Origin of the sequence: Vibrio alfacsensis (assembly GCF_019670485.1) — a bacterium.
Classification (GTDB): Bacteria; Pseudomonadota; Gammaproteobacteria; order Enterobacterales; family Vibrionaceae; genus Vibrio; species Vibrio alfacsensis.
Genome location: NZ_AP024166.1, coordinates 1,520,577 through 1,540,036, shown reverse-complemented (window position 1 = coordinate 1,540,036; position 19,460 = coordinate 1,520,577). Strand labels below are relative to the sequence as shown.

General features: G+C 44.9%; 20 protein-coding genes. 13 read left to right on the top strand and 7 right to left on the bottom strand.

The window, feature by feature from the left end:
- The first annotated feature begins 306 nt into the window (after positions 1-306).
- On the top strand, positions 307-510 hold the full coding sequence (locus VA249_RS21420; protein ID WP_128812416.1) for a hypothetical protein: 204 nt from the start codon (positions 307-309) through the stop codon (positions 508-510).
- Between the two features lie 97 nt (positions 511-607).
- Here VA249_RS21420 and VA249_RS21415 read toward each other — a convergent pair whose 3' ends face one another.
- A complete protein-coding gene (locus VA249_RS21415; protein ID WP_128812415.1) occupies positions 608-1,501 on the bottom strand; it encodes a LysR family transcriptional regulator in 894 nt (297 codons plus the stop codon).
- Positions 1,502-1,649: 148 nt separating this feature from the next.
- Between VA249_RS21415 and VA249_RS21410 the strand changes: the two genes are divergently transcribed.
- On the top strand, positions 1,650-2,003 hold the full coding sequence (locus tag VA249_RS21410) for a MaoP family protein (RefSeq protein WP_128812414.1): 354 nt from the start codon (positions 1,650-1,652) through the stop codon (positions 2,001-2,003).
- 223 nt (positions 2,004-2,226) lie between these two features.
- Here the strand turns inward: VA249_RS21410 and VA249_RS21405 are convergent, their stop codons facing one another.
- Positions 2,227-2,478, bottom strand: a complete 252-nt coding sequence (locus tag VA249_RS21405; RefSeq protein WP_128813485.1) for a DUF3081 domain-containing protein — start codon at positions 2,476-2,478, stop codon at positions 2,227-2,229.
- Positions 2,479-2,841: 363 nt separating this feature from the next.
- Here VA249_RS21405 and nagB point away from each other — a divergent pair, with 363 nt between their 5' ends.
- Positions 2,842-3,642, top strand: coding sequence for a glucosamine-6-phosphate deaminase (nagB, locus tag VA249_RS21400; RefSeq protein WP_128812413.1), 801 nt, complete (start codon positions 2,842-2,844; stop codon positions 3,640-3,642).
- 118 nt (positions 3,643-3,760) lie between these two features.
- On the opposite strand, the gene VA249_RS21395 is transcribed toward nagB, so the two are convergent.
- Together VA249_RS21395 and gltS (VA249_RS21390) are read right to left on the bottom strand one after the other, a co-directional pair.
- The gene (locus VA249_RS21395; protein WP_221071084.1) at positions 3,761-4,627 is read right to left on the bottom strand and encodes a glycerol kinase; all 867 of its coding nucleotides are present in this window, start codon (positions 4,625-4,627) and stop codon (positions 3,761-3,763) included.
- A 210-nt stretch (positions 4,628-4,837) separates the two neighbouring features.
- Entirely contained in the window at positions 4,838-6,064 is a 1,227-nt protein-coding gene (gltS, locus tag VA249_RS21390; protein WP_221071082.1) for a sodium/glutamate symporter, read from the bottom strand.
- A 588-nt stretch (positions 6,065-6,652) separates the two neighbouring features.
- Between gltS (VA249_RS21390) and VA249_RS21385 the strand changes: the two genes are divergently transcribed.
- Both VA249_RS21385 and VA249_RS21380 read left to right on the top strand, forming a co-directional pair.
- Positions 6,653-7,513 carry an ABC transporter ATP-binding protein gene (locus VA249_RS21385; protein ID WP_221071080.1) on the top strand — a complete coding sequence of 287 codons (861 nt, stop codon included), beginning with the start codon at positions 6,653-6,655 and terminating at the stop codon, positions 7,511-7,513.
- Complete coding sequence (locus VA249_RS21380) at positions 7,513-8,343, top strand: hypothetical protein (protein WP_221071078.1); 831 nt, start codon at positions 7,513-7,515, stop codon at positions 8,341-8,343. The genes VA249_RS21385 and VA249_RS21380 overlap by 1 nt, the downstream gene beginning before the upstream one ends.
- An 87-nt stretch (positions 8,344-8,430) precedes the next feature.
- Here the strand turns inward: VA249_RS21380 and gltS (VA249_RS21375) are convergent, their stop codons facing one another.
- The 3 genes from gltS (VA249_RS21375) to VA249_RS21365 all read right to left on the bottom strand — a co-directional run bounded on the left by gltS (VA249_RS21375) (position 8,431) and on the right by VA249_RS21365 (position 12,667).
- Entirely contained in the window at positions 8,431-9,666 is a 1,236-nt protein-coding gene (gltS, locus tag VA249_RS21375; protein WP_128812373.1) for a sodium/glutamate symporter, read from the bottom strand.
- A gap of 737 nt (positions 9,667-10,403) precedes the next feature.
- Positions 10,404-11,390 carry a DUF2860 domain-containing protein gene (locus VA249_RS21370; protein ID WP_221071076.1) on the bottom strand — a complete coding sequence of 329 codons (987 nt, stop codon included), beginning with the start codon at positions 11,388-11,390 and terminating at the stop codon, positions 10,404-10,406.
- Between the two features lie 317 nt (positions 11,391-11,707).
- On the bottom strand, positions 11,708-12,667 hold the full coding sequence (locus VA249_RS21365; RefSeq protein ID WP_221071074.1) for a LysR family transcriptional regulator: 960 nt from the start codon (positions 12,665-12,667) through the stop codon (positions 11,708-11,710).
- Positions 12,668-12,948: 281 nt separating this feature from the next.
- Between VA249_RS21365 and VA249_RS21360 the strand changes: the two genes are divergently transcribed.
- From VA249_RS21360 to VA249_RS21325, 8 genes are all read left to right on the top strand, one after another.
- Positions 12,949-13,941, top strand: coding sequence for a porin (locus VA249_RS21360; protein WP_221071072.1), 993 nt, complete (start codon positions 12,949-12,951; stop codon positions 13,939-13,941).
- Positions 13,942-13,962: 21 nt separating this feature from the next.
- Positions 13,963-14,436 (top strand): copper chaperone PCu(A)C, encoded by a 474-nt coding sequence (locus tag VA249_RS21355; protein ID WP_221071069.1) that lies wholly within the window; start codon positions 13,963-13,965, stop codon positions 14,434-14,436.
- Positions 14,433-15,059, top strand: a complete 627-nt coding sequence (locus tag VA249_RS21350; RefSeq protein ID WP_221071067.1) for a cytochrome c3 family protein — start codon at positions 14,433-14,435, stop codon at positions 15,057-15,059. The genes VA249_RS21355 and VA249_RS21350 overlap by 4 nt, the downstream gene beginning before the upstream one ends.
- Positions 15,052-16,728, top strand: a complete 1,677-nt coding sequence (locus VA249_RS21345) for an Lcl domain-containing protein (protein WP_221071066.1) — start codon at positions 15,052-15,054, stop codon at positions 16,726-16,728. Before VA249_RS21350 ends, VA249_RS21345 begins: the two co-directional genes overlap by 8 nt.
- A gap of 71 nt (positions 16,729-16,799) precedes the next feature.
- Entirely contained in the window at positions 16,800-17,900 is a 1,101-nt protein-coding gene (locus VA249_RS21340) for a YncE family protein (protein WP_221071065.1), read from the top strand.
- Positions 17,901-17,908: 8 nt separating this feature from the next.
- Positions 17,909-18,484, top strand: coding sequence for an SCO family protein (locus VA249_RS21335; RefSeq protein ID WP_221071064.1), 576 nt, complete (start codon positions 17,909-17,911; stop codon positions 18,482-18,484).
- A 5-nt stretch (positions 18,485-18,489) separates the two neighbouring features.
- The gene (locus VA249_RS21330) at positions 18,490-19,017 is read left to right on the top strand and encodes a thioredoxin domain-containing protein (RefSeq protein WP_221071063.1); all 528 of its coding nucleotides are present in this window, start codon (positions 18,490-18,492) and stop codon (positions 19,015-19,017) included.
- Entirely contained in the window at positions 19,007-19,354 is a 348-nt protein-coding gene (locus VA249_RS21325; protein ID WP_338062343.1) for a c-type cytochrome, read from the top strand. Before VA249_RS21330 ends, VA249_RS21325 begins: the two co-directional genes overlap by 11 nt.
- The last annotated feature ends 106 nt before the right edge of the window (positions 19,355-19,460 follow it).

Below are 19,460 nucleotides of genomic sequence, written 5' to 3'. Positions count from 1 at the left end.
CCTAACAGTTGTAACTTACTTAACTATTGCAACCTAACCAACCATTGCAACTTAACTCACTATCGCAACGTCCTAGTTATAACAACTGACTTAACTATCACAATTGACGGTTGAAGTATTCGACATGGCAGCTTACGATGAGAATGTCATTTGAGTATAAAATGACCGCTTTGCGTGCGCTGGCCATTTTCGGAAATCAATATTGAGAAATTTTGGCTTTCATCACTCAGTACGCTAAGTTTAAATTTAGAAAAAAACAATTTTATATTGGAAAAAACACAACAACGTTGGCTAAAAGGAATTGGCATGGACTTACATACTTGCGTGATCGTTCTCAAAAATCAGAAAGTCATTACCAGCAAATCGGTGGAGCACTCAATAGAAATTCTCGAGCGCGATTCTGACAAGGAAGTTTCTGAAATTCAGATCAACACTACCGATGGCAAAAACATTCGAACCTACCACTACAACTGCGTAGAAGAATCACTAGAAAGCCTAATGAATTTATAAACGGTCTTGGTTTCTCTCATACTTTAGCTGTACCCCATAAAAGAAAACCCCTTGGCACTAAACCAAGGGGTTCTTTTTTACTCTTTGCATTCAGTTTCTACTCATCCGCAGGGATATCGGCAATTTGCTGCAAGCTGTAAGCGGTAAGCGGGTCGATATCTTTTACAATTTCTTCTACCTGCTTAATTGCTTCTACAGACGTACTAGCTTTACGATAGCTCAAATAAATAGGACGATACCAATCTTCGATGCCTGACACCTTGTAGAGCTGCCCACTTGCGATAAATGGCTCAACCAAAGACGCTGGTAAGTAAGCACTGCCACCTTTTTCCAAAACGAAGTCTAACGCGATACGTGCAGTCGATGTTCTTAGGTATGGTGCTGGAATTTTTGGATGACGTTCTGCGTGCTCTGATGCAAAGCGCGTCCCCCAGTCCACGTATACGTATTTTTTATCAAACACCGTATCTAGAGAATCAGGCTCGGTAGATACTAATACCAAGACCACATCGGCAACTTTCTTACAATTTAGCTCATCCGCTTTAATCTGATCGAAAGCAAACGCCATATCTAATGTGCGCTCTAAAAGGCTGCGGCTGAGCATTTCACGACCCATGACTTCCGCCATGAAGCCATAACCACCAAATGAATCCGTGACCACGCTCAGGCAATTTTGCAAATACGCATCCCAAATATTTGGTGTACCACCCATAGTAAGCTGCAAAGCCTTACCATCTTCAAGTGACAATTCGAGCTTTGCTTGTTGCAAAGTTGTTACCATTACCTCTGCATAACCGATGAGACGCTCACCAGCAGAAGTCAATTTTATGTTATTCCGATCACGAATAAACAACTGCGTATCGAAATAACTTTCTAACTGTTTGATACGAGCACTCACCGCAGCTTGCGTAATATACAAGTTCTCTGCAGCTCGTCCGAAGTGCCGAACCTTTGCCAGCTCTAAAAATGTTCGAAAGACCTTTACATCCATAAACCATCTCCTGGTTAATATAAAACCAGATTAACAACTAATTAAAATTTTGACGACAAAAAAGTTTTGTTTTTCTTTTGATAACTTTGAGCCTAATTTCTGCCGTAATTCACCACATTCATCAATAACGGTTACAGAGGCTGTTGATATGTCTGACACTGAATTTCGTCATGGCAAAAAACGTTTTTACGACAACGTAAAATTCCCACGCGGCTTTGCAAAGTCTGGCGATTTTACTCTTTCAGAAGAGGAAATCCTAACAATTTATGGGGATACTATGCTCGGCCTAGAAACAGGCGAGCTGACTCCTGAGAACAGCGAAGAAAAACACTTCGTAAAAGTTCTAGAAAACCCAGGCAAAGCAAAAACAAAAATTGAGCGCACATGGTTGAAATACACTCAACTGGCTCGAGGTCGCAAACGCTTCCATACGCTAAACGGTCGCAACAAACCTGAAGCGTCAGATGACTATGCAGAAGAGACTTTGGTTGAAGACGATTAATAAATAATGTCTGAGCGCATACGCTTGTACAAACAAAGATTCGCTCTTGAAGAGTGACTCGAACAACCTTTCTTTTCCAAAGCCCTCTGGACCTACCCGAAGGGCTTTTTAGTTGATACTCAAACTCGCCAAAAGCACTTGTGGACTCACGCACTCTTCACTTAGAGCACGAGTGAGAAAAGCAAGTAAAGCACGTTTTAACATGCCCTACGTTTAACATGCTCTATTTAGCCAGCATCGCAACTTTCTTCAAAAAGCTCTCTTTTAAGTGCTCTTGATCGTATTCCAAGTGATACGTATTGTGGAAACCCACTTTCAATTCGACGCCGTTTCCTCGCAGAAACACGTTATAACCATCATAATCAGAAAACGCTTCTACCCCCTCAAAGATCTTACCAAATTCGGTTGGTGTGCCATTGTTCATGACGCATTCGTACGCTTGCAGTACTTTGCTCGGATCCAGTTCATTTTTCATCGCAAGTCCCTCCATAGTACACATACGATAAGTATGGTTAATGGAGTCCATCCATGCCACATTCACGCTTAGATTTGTTCAGGAGTGAGACATCTCGACGTAGCCCTCGCCTTTCAATCTTAAGGTCTATTGTCATTTTAAAACTTAATTTCAGTGGTAAATTTTATTGTCAATATAAGATGATGCTTTGAATGAACGAGATGACAAAAGTTTGAAGCAAACGTCACAAATGGTCACAAAAACGACATCGGTTAAAGAAAACACAATTTTTTGACCTAAAACAATGGCGGTTCAATAATACTTATTTTATAATGCGAATTAATGTTTCAACACATTCTAAATTCCAATAACTAGGGGCACAAAATGAGACTTATCCCGTTAGCTCAGGCAGCACAAGTAGGCAAGTGGGCAGCAGCACATATCGCTAAGCGCATCAACGACTTCCAACCAACAGCTGAGCGTCCTTTCGTTCTGGGTCTACCAACTGGTGGCACTCCTCTAGCAACTTACAAAGCATTAATCGAACTTTACCAAGCGGGTGAAGTGAGTTTCGAACACGTTGTGACATTCAACATGGATGAGTACATCGGCATTCCTGCGGATCACCCTGAATCATACCGCTCATTCATGTACAGCAACTTCTTCAACCACGTGAACATCAAAGAAGAGAACATCAACCTTCTTAACGGTAACGCGGAAGATCACGAAGCAGAATGTCAACGCTACGAAGACAAAATCAAGTCTTACGGCAAGATCAACCTATTCATGGGCGGCGTAGGCAACGACGGCCACATCGCATTCAACGAACCTGCATCTTCTCTGTCTTCTCGCACTCGCATCAAGACACTGACTGAAGACACTCGCATCGCGAACTCTCGTTTCTTCGATGGCGACATCAACCAAGTTCCTAAATACGCACTAACGATCGGTGTTGGCACGCTACTAGACGCTGAAGAAGTGATGATCCTAGTAACAGGTCACAACAAAGCGCTTGCTCTACAAGCTGCAGTAGAGGGCAGCGTAAACCACCTATGGACGGTTTCTGCTCTTCAACTTCACCCTAAAGCGGTGATCGTTTGTGACGAGCCTTCACAACAAGAACTTAAAGTGAAAACGGTTAAGTACTTCTCTGAGCTAGAAGCAGAAAACATCAAAGGTTTCTAATCCCTCGGGTACTAACCAAAGATAAACGCTGAATACACAAAACCCGTGAATCATCTCGGGTTTTTTCGTTTTTAGAGACTGGAAGGTTTAGGAATTCAAAGAACCGCTAGCGAGGCGTTTAGTAAGCTTGAATACCAAACTGGCGCAGACGTTTTGGTAATACCTCATCGAGTTTATCTAACTCGCTGGGTTTGACCTCAATGAGGTTAAAGTTGTGCTGCTCATACACAGCACGAATCTTTTCTCGCTCCGCTTCTAACATCTCGCCGGTGTCACTACCCCAAAATTGTAAATAGACTTTGCCACCTGGCAGGTAGAAATCGCTCATGACATCTTGCTCAATCGGCAACTGACGCTCATACGCGTGCACGATGCCCGCAAGATAAAGCCAATTGTCGATCAACAGTTCCCCTTTAGAACGAACGTAGTGTCCGTCCAACGTTCGATGCTTAGCCTCAAACTTCTGGCGAAAACTGGAATACGATTTATCCGTTGAATGGGATTCAGCGTCTTGCCCTAAGAATTCCACCACAGACTGCTTCAGACGCTTATTACGCAGCACAATCTCATGCCAAACGACAAAGGTATTCTGAGAGGTTTTATCTGCTCTCTGTTGGCCTCCTGCACGTATTCCGGCCTCTGTGAGTGTCCACCCCTCTTCAGATTTACTGATCCAACCTAACTCACTGAGTAATTGATTCATCCGCTTCGCATTGAGATTAAGCTTGTCGCCCAATTGCGTAGCGCTGAATGTTTGCCCAGAAGAAAGAGACAATTCGATGTGTAACGTGGTTGGCCAGACGATGAACGGGCCAAATTTAGAGTGCTCAACATACTCCCCTCCAAACTTGATGCCCTCTTCCGTGAGAACCCAGTTATCCTCTTGGCGCGTGATGTAACCCGCTCGTTTGAGATCAGCAAACAGCTGCTTTGCTTCAACTTGGCGCCGCTTTGCTAATGCTGATGTTGAGATTTTTTCAGACACGTTCCATGTCTCCCGCTACAACTAAAGATGGAATGATATTAGCGCATTGATTTCAGGGCTTGAAGTACTAGATACAACTCAAGTAATGGAAGTAGAAAAGCGTCGAAATCTCGCCTTTAAAAGAAAAAAACCAGTCACATTGGACTGGCTTAGCTAGAAACGAGTGATTGAGTTAACCCTCAGAGAGGCATCAATAAACTTGAACTAAAGTTATTTAATAAATGAAATACAACCTTGCAGGATCACTAAGTTCACGATATCGATAAAGAACGCGCCAACAATAGGCACTACCATGAATGCCTGTGGAGACGGGCCAAAGCGGTTAACGATTGATCCCATGTTCATTACCGCGGTTGGTGTCGCACCTAGACCAAAGCCACAGTGACCGCTCGCAATCACCGCTGCATCGTAGTTGCTACCCATCACACGGAATGTCACGTAGTAAGCGAATACCGCTAAAATCACTGATTGCACCGCGAGGATGATAAGGAACGGCACTGCTAAGTCGAAGATGTTCCACAGTTTCAAACTCATCAGCGCCATCGCTAAGAACAGCGAAAGTGATACTGTGCCTAGGATGTCGACCGTTTCAACATCCACTTTACGAACTTTGGTCACTTCCATGATGTTGGTGATCACTACACCAATAAACAAAGCATACACAAAATCCGGAACGGTTAACCATTTGATGCCTAGCGAACTTACCCAATCACCAACGTAGCCAGCACCAGTCACACACAACAAAATGATAGAAAGACCTTCGACAACTTTCTTCGCCGTTACGCGATCTTCTTCGTGCTCATTGTACGTCACTAATTCCGGGAATCGTTCATGTGTTTGATTGGTACGCCCATAGTCCGATTCCAAGTTGCGCTTTTCAATCAAACGTTGCGCAACAGGGCTACCTATGATGCCACCGACAACCAAACCAAAGGTTGCAGAAGCCATTGCGACTTCAAGCACGTTGTGCAGACCGTATATGTCTTGGAACGTTTGTGACCAAGCCGCACCCGTGCCATGACCACCCGACAATGTAATCGAACCAGCGATCAGTCCCATTAACGGATCTAAGCCTAATGCTGTTGCCAAAGAAACACCCACTGCGTTTTGAATAAGAATGTAAACCGAAGCGACCGCTAAGAAGATGAAAACCTTAGCACCCCCCTTAATCAACTGTGTGTAATTTGCGGCTAAACCAACCGTTGCAAAGAACATCAACATAAATGTATTTTGCAATGGCAAGTCGAAGACCAAATCTACACCATTAAAGTGCATTGCCGTGATCGCACAAGCCACAAGCAAACCACCTACGATCGGCTCTGGAATATTAAATTTCCTTAAAATAGGCAGTTTAGCGTTGATGAATTGCCCCAAGAACAACACACAGATTGCGACAAGAAACGACTCTTGTGGGCCAACAGAAATAACCTGATTCATAAAACCTCTTTGCTTCCTTTTTCTCATCCGATGAGTAACAACTCAACATTTGAGCGGTATTTAGGCAGGTCAGAGTGCCTACTGTGCGTGTACTTTTCTAGGCTACAAAACCCTTTCATTCTCAATTGACGGGAAACGAGCGAGATTTTTATTCACAAAATTCTCACTCAGTGATAAAAACACTTTTATTCACTTGTATAACAAGTATTTTTGCTGATTTTTAAAGCATTCTTAGCTCGTGAGAAGTGGACATTTTTAAGTCAAAATCGTTTGGTGAATACGCATGCGATTGCGCTCTAAATTTACGTGAAATTGCGCTGCAAAGACTCGGTAAAAACCATGCTAGATGACCATCGATGTAGATGGTCACGTGACAAACTACCGAGGTAAGCAAAAGTGGCAAATAATCCGTTGACGCCATTTTGTAATAGCTCTGTTTGTAATAGCTTGTTTGATAAGAACTCATGGTGCGCTCCCCCTCCAAACTCACGTCGGGTTTGACAAAGATGCTAAGCCAATACACTCTGCCGAAGAGAGAGTGAGCTTGGCTCATATTTTAACTATTCTGGCTACATATTAAGGTGAACAATGAGCGCATTAGTTCGCGTACAACACGTATCAAAGCGGTATCGTCAGCAGGGAGAAGCTCTGCACGACATCAGTTTTGAACTACATCCGGGTCAAGTACTTGGCTTACTGGGTCACAATGGCGCAGGTAAATCGACCCTAATCAATGCCCTGCTTGGTGTGCATGATTACCAAGGCACCGTTCGTATCAATGGTTTTGAGCCAATGACACAGCGCGACAAAATCATGCAGAGCTTATCTTATATTTCCGATGTCAACGTTCTGCCTGATTGGATGACGGTAGCTCAACTGCTAAGCTACACCGAAGGCGTCCACCCTCGTTTCAACCGCGGAAAAGCGGACACGATGTTGCTTCAAACCGACATCAAGCCTCGCGCTCGCATCCGGTCCCTTTCCAAAGGAATGAAAGTGCAGTTGCACTTAGCTATCGTGGTCGCCACCGATACTCAGATTCTCATTTTGGATGAACCAACATTGGGCTTAGATCTGATTTATCGTGACACATTCTATCGTCAACTCTTGGAATGGTTTCAAGATGGCAAGCGAGCAATGATCATCACCAGTCATGAAGTTGCAGAAATTGAGCCATTGCTCACGGATGTGTTGATACTCAAACAGGGGCGTTGTGTACTGCAAACCTCGATGCAAGACGTGAATAACGATTACTTCATCTTAGAGACAACCAATGAGCAGCAAGCTCAACACATAGAGGCTATGTCTCCCCTGTCATCACAGAAAGGGTTAGGAACCACCAAGTGGTTGCTATCATCGCAATACACAGAGCACATCACTGGACTAGGTAACGTGCAACGCGCGACACTAGCGGATCTCTTTTTAGCACTTCAAAAGGAGGCCGTGTAATGCGTTCTATCATTGCGATGCTACATAGAGAGTGGATAGAAAACCCGCTCGTTATCCGATTACCGTTGTTCATGTTTGGCTGTGGCGTGCTGCTGTTCGTCAGTTTAATCAGCAGTGCATCCTTACAACACAATGTGTTCTTCCAAATGAGCATCAGTGGCGATGTGAGTGACATTCATACCGATCTAGGAAATGGCATCAATACATTGGTGTTTGGCGGGGTAGGATTATTATCCATCTTGCTGGGTACACAATACTTCCCAAGAACGCTCCGTAAAGAGCGCTCAGAGGGTAGTATCATGTTTTGGCGTAGTATGCCTATTAGTGATGTGAGAACCCACTTAGTGAAGCTGACATTTGGTCTGCTGGTAATTCCTCTCGTATGTTCGCCCCTTGTATTGGCAACCGATACCATGTTGTGGGTACTCAATATCGTCACAGACCATCAATTTGAAATGCTTTCTCGCCAAGCCTCACTAAGTTACGTACTGATACACTGGATAGAGTTTTTTCTGAGAATGATGGTAGCAGGGGTGCTGTTGTTACCACTGGCGTTAACGGCAATGGCAATATCACAAAAAGTAAACTCACCATTATTAGTTATCCTGATTGGAATCTACGCACTGCGTTGGATGCCGATTGCGATGTTCAACTTCTACGGGTTGGACCAATTCTTTTCGGCGATTTTCTCCCTGCCGTTGCATGCAATACTTGCATCTAATCCGTTTAGTGCCATTCCTGAGGCAGGTTGGACAAATATAGGCATTTACATGTTCATTGGGGTGATGACGTGGACAGCCAGTATCAAGTTCAGCCGCACTATTTCGTGATGCAATGTCACTTAAGTTGACAATCAAGATATAAAAAAACGGTCACAACCAAGTTGTGACCGTTTTTGTTTTTAAAGCAATATCATTTTAACCAAGGAACGAAATGTAGCCTTGCAAAATGATCAAGTTAACGATGTCGATGAAAAATGCACCCACAATCGGCACCACCATGAACGCCTGTGGCGACGGACCAAAGCGATTAACAATAGAACCCATGTTCATTACTGCCGTTGGGGTCGCGCCCAAACCAAAACCACAGTGACCACCTGCGATAACTGCAGCGTCGTAGTTGCTACCCATCACCTTGAACGTTACGTAGTAGGTGAAGATAGCCAGAATCACTGACTGCACACCTAAAATCACCAAGAATGGGATCGCTAAGTCGAAGATGTTCCACAATTTCAAACTCATCAGAGCCATCGCTAAGAACAGAGACAACGACACCGTACCTAACATGTCGACGGTTTCCGCGTCCAACTTACGAATCTTGGTCACTTCCAAGAAGTTGGTAATGATCACACCGATAAACAACGCGTACACGAAGTCAGGGATCATCAGCCATTGAATATCGTAAGTGCTCACCCATTGCTCTACGTACTTAGCACCTGTTACACAGATCAATAGGAAGAACAGTTTCTCAACCACTTTTTTCGCGGTTACTTTGTCTTCTTCGTACTCGTTGTATGTGACCAACTCTGGGAATTTCTCGTGGGTTTTCGCATCTCGACCACCACGACCATACTCAGATTCAATGTTGTTCTTTTCGACCAGACGCTGCGCAACCGGACTACCGATGATACCACCGATGATCAGGCCGAATGTCGCTGACGCCATCGCAATTTCCAATACGTTATGCAATCCATAAACGTCTTGGAAAGTTTGTGACCATGCCGCGCCTGTGCCGTGCCCACCAGATAGCGTAATCGACCCTGCGATAAGCCCCATCAGTGGATCCAATCCTAATGCCGCCGCAAGTGATACACCGACGCCATTTTGAATAATGATGTAAAACGACGCCACCGCTAAGAAGATAAAAACCTTCGCGCCCCCTTTCATCAGCTGAGTGTAGTTTGCGGCCAAACCAACAGTCGCAAAGAACATCAGCATAAATGTATTTTGTAACGGTAAATCGAACTCCAGATCGACCCCGTTAAAATGAAGAGCAGTAATGATGCAGGCAACAATCAAGCCCCCGACAATCGGCTCAGGTATGTTGAATTTCTTTAAGATCGGTAGCTTAGCATTAATGAAATGCCCCAGGAAAAGCACACTGATCGCAACCAAAAAGGACTCCAGTGCACCTACAGATATTAAATGATTCATATCGCCTCTTATTATTGTTCTCTTCATCCTCCGTAATGATTGAGTGTTAGTTTAACCTTCGTTCAATAGCAAATTTTAGCGCTATATTTCTACGAAAATACTCAAAAGGTTGTGTAAATGCGCCTTAGGCTAGTTTAAGGGACGGTCGTTAAGCGATGTTCTTATTTACGCGCTATTCGCAAGCCCTAAAATGTAAAAGGAGCCTGTCCAGCTCCTTCTTGTCGTCTTCACATCCAAAGCAAAATGACGGCTTGTTGTGGATAGACATAATGTTGTGAGTATTGTTCGCGTGACGCTTTCTGAGCCACTATCGGGCTCCCTTACTTAAACAGAAAGCGTCATTACTATCGACAAAGTTCCTTCCCGTTATAACGACTAGAGCGCCAAAATGGCGCTCTAACAGCTCGATTTGCTTGTATCCCATCGTAGTTTACATACTCTGACTCATGGTGATTAAAACGAGCCGAATCCCGGGAAATACTCAAGCCTGTAACAAGTCATCTCGTTACAACGGAGCCGAATTATATCATATCTCTGATAATTTTCCTCATTTCAGTGACATTCACCACATATATGAATAAATATCGATATGATTAGCTACCCAAGAGGCTTTGATTTAATAGCTCTCTCTAGTGAAAACAACACCATCTTCAAGCCAAAAAAAGAGCGCCTCAATTGAGCCGCTCATTTTACTTTAACCCCAGTGTTCAATGGCTTAATGCCGACTGTTTACATGATTAAAAACGGTAGTTCATACCCACAGACATCAAAGACTCTTGAACGTCATAGAAATCAATATTGGAATCATTGTTGTTAAAACCCGCTAACGCAACAAGTGACCAATCATTCCAATCCATAAAATCAATTTTCTCATACGCAAAGAACACGCCCGCTTCACTATTTTCACGTTTAATGCCATAGAGCGGGTTGGTTTCATCGTAATCACGATTGGTGTATTTTGCCGTCAATGCAAATCGATGCTCGTTAAGCACTTTAAAATAAGAAATTTCCGCCCCAAGACCACTCGAAGAGAATGCATCACCGTCAGCATTAATTTTGGTTAACGTTACCGATGGACGTAAAGATGACGTTTTGTCTAACTGAAGCTGGTAAGAGCCTTTTAGATAGAATGAAGAACTATCACGAGAGAGAAGATCTCGTTGTTGTTCACTTAATCCTAATTCTTGCGCTTGGCCCGATTTTTCATTTTCTACATCTTTCACTGCAAAGGCAGTATCAAGACTAAAATTTGTACCGTTGACATTGGTTAACTTTAAGCGGAAAGCGTTACCCGACTCTTCCGTTTTTGAACGGTTTACCTTAGTCGCGTAAGGATCTGCCCAAACGTCTTTATTAACAAGGGTAGGTAAGATAGAAAGATCCAGAACCATACCATCAGACAATGCTTGACGGTAACCCAGCTCAATCGCCAAATCACCCACGGCTAAGTCATCACGAGATACACCAAAGTAAACTTGCTTATCAAGCCCCGAAAAAGTATACGCCGCGTTACCTAGCGGAAATAGAAACGCATTGTTTTTATCACCCGCACGCTGATATGGACTAGAAATCGATTTATCGCCACCAGTGTATAAATTGGAGCTAATTTGACTAAAACCGATGCTTGCAGATACTTCACCACTAAAGCCAGGAGCACTTGCCAAATTAGCCATCGATGGTAATGAAACCATCGCAAGCGATAAAAGAGAGAATCTAATTTTCATGAATAACCTTTATTAACACCGGACAGACAGCAGAACTTAAGCAGCGTTGACATCACGAATCAGTGAAATCATGAATAAAGGCAGGGTCATTTACCCCGCGGTCAATGCGCATTCTGATCGTTCAAAGAGAACAAAAGGGCGAACTGTACACAGGTCATTTAAAGGCAACCAAACTCAATGGTTTATCGTAACCATAGCAAACGCTTATTAGCCGGGTATTGAAGTGATAATTCTGGCGTAAATAAGGATAGAAACGACGTATCAAGATTGCACATTCAAGAGTAAACATTCCGAACACGAGTTTCAGATAGGCAGACTTATTCGGTACCTTTTGTACTCAAGAGCGAAAACTGGCTTTTCCAAATAACCAAATAACTGGCATCTGCACGCTCTAAGAACTGTCTTAATTCTTCCATAAATACGCTAAATCTGGACGGGAGGTACTGCCGTGAACGGTATACCGCATACATTTGTCCCCACTGTCCGTAACGTCCATCAAACAAATCTACAAGGTAATTCTCCGAGATATAAGCCCTTACTTGGTCTTCAGGCACCAACGCAATCCCCATCCCAGACATCGCAAGGTTACTGGCAACATCGACAGAATCGGTGGAAATTACACCATTGACTTCAACCAACCCACACTCTTTGCCCTCTCCCTCCCAGTACCAGTTGGATTCAGGCTTTGGTGAATTAGTATTGGTAATGCATTGATGTTTCGACAGCTCTTCGGGATGACGAGGACGACCAAATCGCTCAATGTATTCCGGCGAAGCTACAAAGATGCGGCGATACTTAATCAAAGGTTTCGCGATCAATGACAAATCATCAGGAAGCAGTGGTGAGATCATGATGTCGCATTTGCTCATATCGCGTAATAACGTCGGATGAAGAGTGGTCAAATGCAAACGAATATTAGGATGACGCTGGGAAAATTCTCTAAAAAAGCCTTGGCTTAACCAGCGAGCCATAGGATGAAGCAAACCAATCGAAATGTCCCCGCGAATCGAATCTGACGTATCGTGAAGACCGTCTACGGTGTTATCGAGATCCTGCAAAATACGCTGACACGTTTCCAAAAAGACCCCGCCTTGAGGCGTCAGGTGAATCTGACTCCCTCCACGATGAAATAATCGTAGCTTAACAGACTGTTCTAATTGACTAATTTTCCGACTTAACGTTGGCTGACTGATGTTGAGCGCATCGGCTGCTTCGGTGAAGCTAAGTTTGTCTGCCAATAAGCAAAACATTCGTAAAGTATCAAGCTGTAACGACATGGGAGAAATGAGTAAGAAAAGAAAGCAAAACTCTACCAGATAAACGCAAAACTACAAAAATACATTAAAGATAACAGCTTGCTACCATTTGTTTAAATTTAGGTTAAAACCTATTTATTCAATAACTTAACTCCAACCCACTTTCTAAATTGAAGAAAATACTGCAACCAACATCACCTTATGCAGATTCTAAATAAGAACGATGCATAAAGCGTCATTTCCTTACGATTTGTCATTCATATACTCGCCCGTGAAGAACTATTACAACTTATGACAAAAGTATGAAAATTAATAAATGCAGTGCGGCCATTATTGGTTGTTTATTACTGAGCTCAACGGCTCAAGCAGTGGAAATTTCAACACCTGAATTTTACGGCTCTGTTCGTGCTCAAGCAGCATTTCAAGAGGGCAATGACTACACCACCGATATCTACCAAGCGGAAGCGGGGCTTGTCGGTTTTGTACCCGTTTATGATTTCAATTTGCGCTACCAACTGGAAGCGGAATATTCAGAATCAATGCCAAAACTTAATGCAAAAGGCGAAAAAGCAGACGACAACGATCTGATTGTCCGTGAAGCAAACATCATCATGATGAGTAAAAAATGGGGGGGAACGTTTATTGGTTCAGGTACAACCGGTACTTGGGCTGACCTTTACAGCAAGATCGACATTTTTGAAAGCAACAACATGGAACGCCATAGCGACAATCTCCTATTTGGCGGCAAACGCTACTCGACCAATCAGTTTGCATTAATCACTCCTCATTTTGGCCCTTTCCATTTTAAAGCAGCGATCGTTTCCCCTGACGAACACAACGATGAAGATGCCGACATTCTTGGCCTTCGCGCGCTATACAACCAAGGCAACTTTAGCCTTGTTGTCAACCAATCTCTGACCTCTAAAGAGATGCTTGGCGGCGCAGAAGAAGACAGCCAACGCACCATTGTGGCGACGAGCTACGACTGGAATCAATTCTATCTAGGTGCCGTAGCAGAGTTTGACTATGACGCACCGTTTGGTAAACGCAACGTGTACGGCATTTCTGGTAAATACACCTATGGTGATACCTCAATGAGTTTGGGCTACCAATTCGCCGATTGGAAAGACGCTCATCGCGATGATGAATCTTTGGTGATCGCCAACGTGAATCATAAATTCAACGCTCACTTCTCTGTTTTTGCGGAAACGGCTTTCTACGGGGAAGAGAACACTACCCCTGAAACAAGCGCCAAAGGCGACAACGTCAACTTAGGATTGATTGTTTCTTTCTAATCCCTTGTAAGGACCTCAACAATGAAACGTACTCTTCTCGCCCTCATGCTGGGTTTGAGTAGCACCATGGCCAGCGCATCGGTCACCGTCAGTGACTGTGTGATCCGCGAGCCAGCTCCTGGTGCAGACAAAACTGGTCTGTATTTCACACTGACCTACCAGCCAGATGAAGAAACACAGTCTCTTCGCTTGCCTGCACCTGAAGCCTTGTATGGTGCCATTGTGCCTCAACTGACAAGTCACACTGAACTGCATGACATGAAACATGTCGATGGTGTCATGACGATGACCAGAATCCCGCAGTTACCGTTAAAACCGGGGACGACTGTTTCTCTGAAACCCGGCGGACACCATGTCATGCTGTTCGACTTGAAACAACGTCCAATGGCAGGAGAAGAGTACGATGTTGAATTGTGGTTAGCATTCGCTCCGGAAGCGACTTGTAAAGCGGTAGTGAAAACATCCGCACAATTGGCGCAAGAGGCAGCGAAATGAAATCACTATTGAAACAAATTCGCACAGTGCGAGGGGTCGTCATTGCCACCTTAATCACCGCAGGTGCCGGCATAGGTTTATTAGCATCTCTGCCTGCAAGTGAAGTGCTGCACGCCTTTAGTACCAATGAATACTGTGGCACTTGCCATACGATGGAGCCTGCATCTGAGACATTCGCTCGCAGCATTCATGGCGGCAACAACAGCCAAGGTTTTGTTGCTGACTGTGTTTCCTGTCACCTACCCGATTCCAATGTTGTCGATGAGCTTTGGGTTAAAGGCACGTCAGGCATGCGCCACTTATTTGGAGAATATGTGCTGCAAATGGAAGCGCTCGATTATGACGAACTGCACCCGAAACGTACTGAGTATGTATTCGATTCTGGCTGTTTGAACTGCCACAAAGCACTTGAAGACCGTGCGCTCGAAGCAACCACTGAATCACCAATTTCAGATCAAACCCACCAGCTTGCATTCGCTCGCAAAGATTCAGACAGCAATTGGCAATGTTCTAGCTGTCATTACGACATTGCCCACCCTGGCCTAAAACGCGAAATGCGCTTACGAGAAGAAGAACGTATGCATGAAATCGCGACGCTTCTTGGAGTAGAAAACAATGGATAAGTGCTTTAAAGCAAACAAACTTGCCATCAGTCTATTAGCACTAGGTGCGGTTGCATTTGGTGCAAGTGCTGATAGCGTAAAAGTGACCGATATCGATAACGGCTATGAAGATTACACCATTCGTCGAACGCCTGCAGACCTTACCGCGCAAGAACGCCAAGTGGCTAACCGTAACATCTATGCTTGTTACTTAGGCTGTCACCGCCCAGCCGTTGAAGAAGTGCCAGAAACCTTAAGTCCGAAATTAGAAGGTTTTGACCCACAGTACTTCTACAACCAATTTGTCGATATGGACATGGAGCGCCAAGCTGGGGTCTCATCTCAAATGAAAGAGTACGTTTACACAATCCCACCAAAAGAGATCGCAGATTTATCTCTGGTGCTTAGCGAACGTAAAATGAAATGGAATCCGCGCCCCGACGTGGTGAAAAGTGAAGCCTACGCTCGTGGTAAGCAAAAGTACGATGCGAGCTGCAAAATGTGTCACGGTGAGCAAGGCGCTTCAACCAATCCTGCTTACCCACCACTAAAAGGTCAAATGCCAGCTTACGTATTTGAGCAAATGACCGCATACCGCGATGGCAAGCGCACCAATCGTCAAGCGGCTATCATGGTACCGTTTGCCAAAATGCTCAGCGAAGACGATTATGCGGATATCGTGGCGTACGTAACGGGAATGGAATACACCCCGATTGAGCGCCAAGAGTTCATCACAGGTAAAGGTATGCCACCCGTTGAGGGCTTCGTACTGCCAGACACAGGCCAAATCCAAAACTTCATCGACATGCACGGTGAAGACAATGACTACCCACAAAACCCGATGAGCTACACCATCAGTGAGTCTGGCAAAACTGTGGTCGACAACAACACCAAATTGGTCTGGGAACGCGATTCCTCTCGTCTTTGGATGACGGCAAAAGAAGGGGAACAGTACTGTGCGAATCTTGAGTTAGATGGCTACGACGATTGGCGTTACCCACTGATGAAAGAACTGCAAAGCATCGCTGACTTAGGTGAATTCCGTCCTGCGATTAACACCGAAGCGTTCCTCAACATGCCACGATTAAGCTCTGGTGTATGGGGCTTCCCGGTCAGTGACCATCCCGATCATGCTTGGCACATCGGCTTCCCTGAGGGCCACATCATGGGTCAGCACACGGCGTCGACTAAGCTTGTTCGCTGTGTTCGTGCAGACAACGGAGCGGCATACCATAATATGAGTTATGTCGACAATGGCGATGGTACGGTAACCGAAAAAATTACAGACCGTATGTGGCAACAAAACATCGATTACAAGCGCCGTAATTGGCTTGATTCTATCGAATACTGTGAAAACTTGGATTATGCAGGCTATGAAGATTGGCGCCTACCAAACATCCGAGAGCTCGTGTCGATCGTGAACTACAACAAAACCTCACCAGCGATTGATGAAGAGTTCTTCCCGAACACGCCGATTAAGTACTTCTTCTGGAGTAGCTCAACTGATTTACCTGGGCCAACGCTGTTTGTGCGTCCTCTACCGCCACGTAAGAAAGATCAAACCCCAGAAATGCTTGATCATCGAAACGATAAAGGTAACAAAGGCTGGGCGCAAGGCTACCAAATTGGTTCCGGTCTTGGCATGAGCAAAGATGTAGAGTTCTACGCTCGCTGTATTCGCAATCCTTAACCACACAATGCCCCCTCTTGGGGGCATTTGCGTATCTCCCACTTCACGCTTCAGTTTAAACAGGCAAACTTATGGCTTTTCATCATCACCTATTGAGTGCATTGCTCCTCGTGAGCTCATTCTCATTCGCAGACGAACCTGGCCGCTATGATGACGGTGCTCGTTGGGCGTTCATTACTGACCAAACATCAAACCAAGTGGCGGTCGTCGATACATTCGAACACGCTCATGTCGACACCCTATCCATGCAAGTTATTCCAACCATGATGGAAGTATCGGACGTCCAAGATATGTTGTTGTACATCGATGGCAAAACCACCAAAGTGTACGTCTATGATTTAGTAGTAAAAAAGCACTGGAGCATGGATGTCGAATCTGTGCCAGAAGCGATCATTGTCGCCCCTGATGGCGCACGCCTCGCCGTTGCTCTCAAAGACAAAATCGTCATGATCGAGCCACTGACTGGCCGCTACCTAGAGACGATTCCCAACCTTGCTCAACCCTACAGCGTTAACTTCGATACTGGCGGCTACAACCTTTACATCACCGAACAAAACAGTGGACGCACACTCATTTGGCGCGTGCACGATGCCGCAACGCGAGAAATTCAACTGGGCAGTGGTGGCAAAGTATCAGAAGTGACTCTTTCTCCTGATGCTCGCCTTGTCATGGTCGGTGATCTCAACAAAAACACCGTGACGGTTTGGGATCTCTTTATGGAGCAAGAATTCGCAAAGATCAGTCTCGAAGACACACCTTGGCGCCCTTATGTGAGTTCAGACAGTGAACATATGATCCTAGCGGCGCAAAATGGCCAAGGATTAGTCGTCAACAGCTGGAGCGGTCAGACGGTGAAAACGATCGATTTTAAAGATCAAACCACTGAGATCCGCACAGGCTGGCTCGAATCGATCGGCGTAGTTGCAACAAAAAGTGGCGTTAACGTGTTTAACCTGACCAATGACAAACCGACCAAACACTTTGCGCTTAATGCACCGTTAGGAGACGTCGTAGTAGTTGCGGACTCCAAAACCTTATTTGCCACCCAAGGTAACAGCAGCGCGCTATTGGTTCTTGATCTACGCAAAGAAACACTGCTTGCACCGCTAGAAACTGGTCTGAAAAAACCACACCTCATCGCGATGGGGTTAACCAACACCATTTGTCACTAGGAGCGACCATGAAACTCATCTCGTCTTTCACTCTTATCGCATCGCTGGCAATCAGTGCTGCCAGCGCCTACGCCGCGCCGCTCACATTCACCCTTAGCGAAGCGAAACAGGGATCCATTACGCAAGTGACGGAGAGAAGCTATCAAGATCAATACCTTTTTGTGGCAATAGGTTACACCTCCTGTCCAGAAATCTGCCCCACCACAGCGCTCGATATGGCAGGCGTGATGCATCGGCTCGGTAACAAAGCAGATTTGGTCACTCCTCTGTTTATCTCCATCGATCCAAACCGCGATACGGCTGAGAACTTGGCACAATACGTTCAATACTTTCACCCTAAATTAGTTGGTTTAGTGGGCAATGAAGAGCAAACCAAAGCCGTAGTAAAATCCCTGCGTGCGACATATGGCTATTCACGTGATGGAAAGCCCGTCTATGCCCCTTTGCCGGAGCTCTACGAAGTTTTTCACTCAACGTACTTGTACCTGTATGGACCAGATCGTGAGTTGATCGATGTTTATGGTTATGGTGATGGCTCCGAGAAAATCGCCAAAGCCATGCTCAAAGAACTGCCAGAGAAGTAACTTGTATGTCTAAAAACCTCAAACGATCGTATGCAATGTTCACCTTGATCATGCTTTCGGTTTTTGGCGTGAATACTGACAGTTTGGCCAGCCAGTGCCCGACACCTGCTCCTTTTACGCCAGTGACCATTGCATCGGAAAACTTACCTAACGCCATACAAAAGCCAATCCATACGCCAGTGAGTGTCGTTAACCTCTGGGCAATATGGTGCGCACCATGCAGAAAAGAACTGCCAATGCTGGTGGAACTGAATCGCGCTCTAGAAGATAAGGTCTCATTGAGTGCCATTCACGTTGGAGCGATGAACGAGCAAGTGACCAACGCCATAGAAACACTTGGTGCAACCAAACTTAATCAAGGCCATATGGATGACTTTTCCCAGTTAAACCAGATCGGGATTCACGGATTACCTGCCACCTTAATCATGCTCCAAGGTGAGGTGCGATACATTGGCAATGGATACCTTGCCGAGTCGATGGAGAATTATCAGCAATGGCTGCTGTGCTTAGAGGAAAATATCGGTGAAAGTTAATCATATTATGGCGCTTATCGCCATCAACTTGCTTCCGCTGTCTTTGGCTCACGCTCAAAGTGATCCAGTCTACGATCAAGGGGAGGCGCTCTATATCAATCCTGGGAGAGGAGGCTGTGGGCAGTGTCATGGCGTATCGGGTAATGAACCTGTCATGCCGCTGTATCCAAAAATTGGCGGTCAATCAGAACAATACCTCTACAATCAAATGATCGACTATCGAGAGAAGCGACGCAAAAACGGTTTATACATTCCTATGGAGGTGGCGATGCACCCATTCAATGATGAAGAAATTCGCGCCATGGCAGTGTATCTAGCAAAACAACGAGTGTTTTAATCTCAATCAAACCGTGACAATTTCATCCTCCAAAGAGCCGTCGTGTCGGCTCTTTTCTTTTACACCGTTTTCTTTCTACTTTCGCAAACAGTCACTTCGTTAGACA

Coding starts and splice junctions, on each gene's coding strand:
- VA249_RS21385 (WP_221071080.1), top strand. CDS start 6,653: ATGAGCGCATTAGTTCGCGTACAACACGTATCAAAGCGGTATCGTCAG.
- VA249_RS21360 (WP_221071072.1), top strand. CDS start 12,949: ATGAAAATTAATAAATGCAGTGCGGCCATTATTGGTTGTTTATTACTG.
- nagB (WP_128812413.1), top strand. CDS start 2,842: ATGAGACTTATCCCGTTAGCTCAGGCAGCACAAGTAGGCAAGTGGGCA.
- VA249_RS21330 (WP_221071063.1), top strand. CDS start 18,490: ATGTCTAAAAACCTCAAACGATCGTATGCAATGTTCACCTTGATCATG.
- VA249_RS21355 (WP_221071069.1), top strand. CDS start 13,963: ATGAAACGTACTCTTCTCGCCCTCATGCTGGGTTTGAGTAGCACCATG.
- VA249_RS21350 (WP_221071067.1), top strand. CDS start 14,433: ATGAAATCACTATTGAAACAAATTCGCACAGTGCGAGGGGTCGTCATT.
- VA249_RS21335 (WP_221071064.1), top strand. CDS start 17,909: ATGAAACTCATCTCGTCTTTCACTCTTATCGCATCGCTGGCAATCAGT.
- VA249_RS21370 (WP_221071076.1), bottom strand. CDS start 11,390: ATGAAAATTAGATTCTCTCTTTTATCGCTTGCGATGGTTTCATTACCA.
- gltS (WP_221071082.1), bottom strand. CDS start 6,064: ATGAATCAGGTTATTTCTGTTGGCCCACAAGAGTCGTTTCTTGTCGCA.
- VA249_RS21405 (WP_128813485.1), bottom strand. CDS start 2,478: ATGAAAAATGAACTGGATCCGAGCAAAGTACTGCAAGCGTACGAATGC.
- VA249_RS21420 (WP_128812416.1), top strand. CDS start 307: ATGGACTTACATACTTGCGTGATCGTTCTCAAAAATCAGAAAGTCATT.
- VA249_RS21365 (WP_221071074.1), bottom strand. CDS start 12,667: ATGTCGTTACAGCTTGATACTTTACGAATGTTTTGCTTATTGGCAGAC.
- VA249_RS21410 (WP_128812414.1), top strand. CDS start 1,650: ATGTCTGACACTGAATTTCGTCATGGCAAAAAACGTTTTTACGACAAC.
- VA249_RS21345 (WP_221071066.1), top strand. CDS start 15,052: ATGGATAAGTGCTTTAAAGCAAACAAACTTGCCATCAGTCTATTAGCA.
- VA249_RS21340 (WP_221071065.1), top strand. CDS start 16,800: ATGGCTTTTCATCATCACCTATTGAGTGCATTGCTCCTCGTGAGCTCA.
- VA249_RS21415 (WP_128812415.1), bottom strand. CDS start 1,501: ATGGATGTAAAGGTCTTTCGAACATTTTTAGAGCTGGCAAAGGTTCGG.
- gltS (WP_128812373.1), bottom strand. CDS start 9,666: ATGAATCATTTAATATCTGTAGGTGCACTGGAGTCCTTTTTGGTTGCG.
- VA249_RS21380 (WP_221071078.1), top strand. CDS start 7,513: ATGCGTTCTATCATTGCGATGCTACATAGAGAGTGGATAGAAAACCCG.